The sequence below is a fragment of the Roseibium sp. genome (genome assembly GCF_025698965.1).
In the GTDB taxonomy this organism is placed as follows: Bacteria; Pseudomonadota; Alphaproteobacteria; order Rhizobiales; family Stappiaceae; genus Roseibium.
This window is the reverse complement of record NZ_JAILWL010000586.1, coordinates 1-3,592: the sequence shown is the minus strand read 5'-3', so window position 1 is coordinate 3,592 and position 3,592 is coordinate 1. Positions and strand designations below refer to the sequence as shown.

General features: G+C 53.8%; 6 protein-coding genes. 4 read left to right on the top strand and 2 right to left on the bottom strand.

Translation table 11 applies throughout. The features are described 5' to 3' along the window. Positions 1-66: 66 nt before the first annotated feature. The gene (locus tag K5905_RS29985; RefSeq protein WP_297591332.1) at positions 67-201 is read right to left on the bottom strand and encodes a hypothetical protein; all 135 of its coding nucleotides are present in this window, start codon (positions 199-201) and stop codon (positions 67-69) included. Positions 202-365: 164 nt separating this feature from the next. On the opposite strand from K5905_RS29985, the gene K5905_RS29980 reads away from it, so the two are divergent. Next, positions 366-1,265: a LysR substrate-binding domain-containing protein gene (locus K5905_RS29980; protein ID WP_297591331.1), complete on the top strand. Its 900-nt coding sequence runs from the start codon at positions 366-368 to the stop codon at positions 1,263-1,265. A 66-nt stretch (positions 1,266-1,331) separates the two neighbouring features. Here K5905_RS29980 and K5905_RS29975 read toward each other — a convergent pair whose 3' ends face one another. Beyond that, complete coding sequence (locus K5905_RS29975; protein ID WP_297591329.1) at positions 1,332-2,276, bottom strand: LysR family transcriptional regulator; 945 nt, start codon at positions 2,274-2,276, stop codon at positions 1,332-1,334. A gap of 249 nt (positions 2,277-2,525) precedes the next feature. On the opposite strand from K5905_RS29975, the gene K5905_RS29970 reads away from it, so the two are divergent. The 3 genes from K5905_RS29970 (at position 2,526) to K5905_RS29960 (ending at position 3,532) form a co-directional block, all read left to right on the top strand. After that, the gene (locus K5905_RS29970; protein ID WP_297591328.1) at positions 2,526-2,672 is read left to right on the top strand and encodes a hypothetical protein; all 147 of its coding nucleotides are present in this window, start codon (positions 2,526-2,528) and stop codon (positions 2,670-2,672) included. Continuing rightward, positions 2,669-2,908 (top strand): hypothetical protein, encoded by a 240-nt coding sequence (locus K5905_RS29965; protein WP_297591327.1) that lies wholly within the window; start codon positions 2,669-2,671, stop codon positions 2,906-2,908. Before K5905_RS29970 ends, K5905_RS29965 begins: the two co-directional genes overlap by 4 nt. Positions 2,909-3,226: 318 nt before the next feature. Continuing rightward, positions 3,227-3,532 carry a hypothetical protein gene (locus K5905_RS29960; RefSeq protein WP_297591325.1) on the top strand — a complete coding sequence of 102 codons (306 nt, stop codon included), beginning with the start codon at positions 3,227-3,229 and terminating at the stop codon, positions 3,530-3,532. Positions 3,533-3,592 lie beyond the last annotated feature (60 nt).

Genomic DNA, 3,592 nt, shown 5'->3' with positions numbered 1-3,592 from the left:
AGCAGGAAGCCGAAGCGCTGGGTTACCCGACGCTGGCATAATTCTCTTGCCCGGAGCCGATTGCAATTAGCGAGTGGCTCTCGGCTCTTTTGCAGCTTCACGCATGCGCAGAACATAGTTCATCTTGGCCAGTTCAGCAGCGGAATGGCCGGAGACAACACCCATGAGGTTGGTGCGCAGGGCTTGTGCAAGATAGGTCATGTCGATCCCAATCCTGAAACGTTCGATTGTTGAAGATGGCGGTCCACTGCATGAAAACCGGGCCGCTTGATTGCTATATGGGCATAGTTTGCGTTTCAATCAATCGAATAGTATTCATCTATTCGTTCAAAAAAATTGAACTGAAAAATTCAAGGGGTCCGGATATGGAAAAACTGCCGAGCTCAGGCATGCCACTTATCGATATGGAGCTTTACCGCACGTTTTTGGTGATTGCGGAAACGTCCAGCTTCTCAAAGGCATCTGATCTTGTCGGACGGACGCCGTCGGCAGTGTCAATGCAGATCAAAAAGCTGGAAACCCTGCTTGGTGTTGCGGTTTTCGCCAGAGAGGGCCGCAGTGTGCGTCTGACACCGGAAGGCGAAGCGTTGCTTGGATACGCCCGTCGGATCCTGATGTTGAACGAGGAGGCCGTCTCCCTGTTCGTTGCGCCGGATGTTGAGGGAGAAGTTCGCTTTGGCGCACCGTCCGATTTCGGGACCCGGCTTCTGCCAAATATTCTGTCCCGATTTGCACGTACACATCCGGGGGTGAACGTGGACGTGCATCTGGACGGTAGTCCCAAGCTGGATGAAATGGTCAAGAAAGGAGCGCTGGATCTAGCGCTCTTCACAGCCCGCCCGGGAACAGGGCTTGCCAGCGGCGGTGAGGTTGTCTTCACCGAACCGTTGGTCTGGGTCGGGCTTGAAGGCGGTATCGCCTATGATCGCGATCCCTTGCCACTGGCGGTCTCGACACAAGGCTGCCCATGGCGCAGGGCTGCCCGCGTGGCACTCGATGATGCGCAAAAGCCATACAGGATTTCCTATACAAGTTTTCACAGCGCCGGGCAGGAAGCAGCTCTGCTTGCGGATCTGGCGATTGCGCCCTTTCCCGCAAGCGTCGTTGAACCACCGATGCAGGTGCTGGACGAACGACACGGATTACCGGAAATCGGCGATTATCATATCATCATGACCGAGGGTGCAAAGGCAGGCAAAGCTACGCATGCCTTCGCGGAACATGTGGAGGAATGTTTCAAGGAGCTGAGCCATGTGTCCTCATAAATAGGCTGCGATGGTGCAAAGCGGCTTCGATCTGCGTCATCGCAACCTGTTTCATGAAGGCAAGACCTAAGCCTCAGCATGCCGTCTTGAAGTGGTATCGATCATGGCATTATAGGTGGCCGCATCACGTTCGATCTCCCGGACGACAAAGTCGATCAACAGGCGTATGCGAGCGGTGTGCCTCAGGTCCCGGTGGTACAACAACCAGAGCGGACGGTCAGCGACGGGTGTCTGAAATGGGGCCCGAACCAGCCCGTGGACAGAGGAGCCGTAAAAACACGGCACCTGGATCATACCAAGGCTTTCACGGGCAAAGGCGAGTTGCAGTGCCCCTTCGGTGGCGCGGTGGCGAAGTTTGGCACGTGGGTAGGGCGTATTGGCGATCCAGTCGGCTGTCTCCTCGCGGATCGGTTCAAACCAGCCGATGAACTGCAATCCATCACCGTGATTGTCTGTCATGGCGGCAGCATAGTCGGGCGAACAGAATACCGATTTCGTGCAGTCGATCAGTTTCCTTCCCAGGACATCGCCGTCAACGGTTCTTGCATACCTTAGTGAGACATCGACCTCGTGGCGTTCGATGCTGACCAGTTCATTGGTCATCTGCACGACAAGTTCGATTTCGGGATGCGCTTTGCAGAAGCGTGCCAGGATGTTGGTTATCGGAGTCTCGGTGAGAAAATTCGGGATACTGATGCGGATCTCGCCGGCGGGCAGCGAGTCCTGGCCAGTAATCTTGCGGGCGGCAGCCGCCATTTCGATCTCAACCCCTTCAGCGAAAGGGAGCAACGTTTCTCCGAGATAGGTCAGTTCCAAACCCTGTTGGCTCCGATCGAACAATCGGGCATCAAGGGCATTTTCCAGTCCTGCAAGTCTTCGCGAAACCGTTGCGTGGTTCGTCTTTAAAAGAGTTGCGGCACGCCTGGAAGAGCCGGTTCTGGCGACGGCCAAGAAGAACTTCAAGTCGTCCCAGTTAACGTCCGACAATCGCGAGGGAAGTGAAATTGCCATGGTGCGTATTTGTACCGCTCTGGCCTGGTTTCAATATCTTGTTGCAGAATTTATCCTGCGTCTCTTCGCTGTGAAAGCGACGCAGATCCTTGTCGCATCCGCGTAGACTGTCGTTGGGTGAGAGGAGAGAACCATGAGACTGTCCGATGTTTACTACGAAGTCGAAGTGAATGTTTCGTCCGAAAAAGTCTGGAGGTCCTCACACGATATGACGATACCGGTGATTTCCACCCTTCGCTGAAGTCATCCATGAGCGTCAATAGCAGTCCTGTCAGACTGGACAAGGGCACAGCGCACCAGTGCGTGATACCGAACCGGCACAAGGATGTGATCCTCTGGGAAGAGGTCATCGATCTGAAGAATGGTGAACGATCCACGTATGACGTTTACGAGTGAAAGAACTTTCCGCTGCAAAAGATGCTCATCACATTTGGGGTGTAAGAGCGCCAGAACAAGACCTTGCTCTATCAGCAAATGGCGTATCGCCTGAAGCCGGGTTTCCTGAGCGGGTTCATGAAAGGAAACTGCGAAGCGATGCGCGCGAGGGCCTGATCGGCTTCAAGCACTTCATGGAAACGGGCGAGGTCAAGCCCAACAGGAAGCGGTTGAAGAAAAAACCCAGAGAATTCTGAGACCGAATTTCACACTTGCCCTGCGTCTCATCGCTGCCATTGGCTGTGCCATCGCGGTCTGTTTCGTATGAGTATGATCTAGCGATCCAGGGTTAGCAGGAAAGCGCTTTGATCTGCGGCAAAAAACCGGTTGAAACAGACGGTGAGGCCATATCAAACCGGCGTATCAAGATTAAAAGTGTTCCAATATAAGACAATCTTCTCGAGTTTTAGGCGCCGACGGCATTTTTTCTTGGTTAACGCAGCAGAAACACTGGCGCAGAAGTTAACGAAAGGTTACGATTCTCGGTAAACAAATAATTAACAGTGAGACGCGTCATGAAAATTGTCTTCAAAACGCTCCTGGCAATCGCCGGTCTGACAGCAATTCTTGGAACGGCTGCATTTGCTGAAAGCGGCACGGTTCGCATCATGCATAACGAGCCATATGGGGCGATCGTTACCAAGGAAGCCGGTGTTCTGGTATTTCGTGCGGTTCCGCCCACACGCAAGGTCATCGTCAATCCGGGTGGCAAAACGCCGCTTGAGTTGAAAATGACTGAAGTGCGCGAAACCAACTTTGTTGCTGTCGCGCCGCTTGAATATTCGCGCCAACTCGGTGCGAAGATCGTTCGGCTGAAGTAGCCCAAGTGATATGAGGGCCGTCAACCTGGACGGCCCAGCAACCTGTCATCGAACGGGTAA

Coding starts and splice junctions, on each gene's coding strand:
- K5905_RS29985 (WP_297591332.1), bottom strand. CDS start 201: ATGACCTATCTTGCACAAGCCCTGCGCACCAACCTCATGGGTGTTGTC.
- K5905_RS29980 (WP_297591331.1), top strand. CDS start 366: ATGGAAAAACTGCCGAGCTCAGGCATGCCACTTATCGATATGGAGCTT.
- K5905_RS29975 (WP_297591329.1), bottom strand. CDS start 2,276: ATGGCAATTTCACTTCCCTCGCGATTGTCGGACGTTAACTGGGACGAC.
- K5905_RS29970 (WP_297591328.1), top strand. CDS start 2,526: ATGAGCGTCAATAGCAGTCCTGTCAGACTGGACAAGGGCACAGCGCAC.
- K5905_RS29960 (WP_297591325.1), top strand. CDS start 3,227: ATGAAAATTGTCTTCAAAACGCTCCTGGCAATCGCCGGTCTGACAGCA.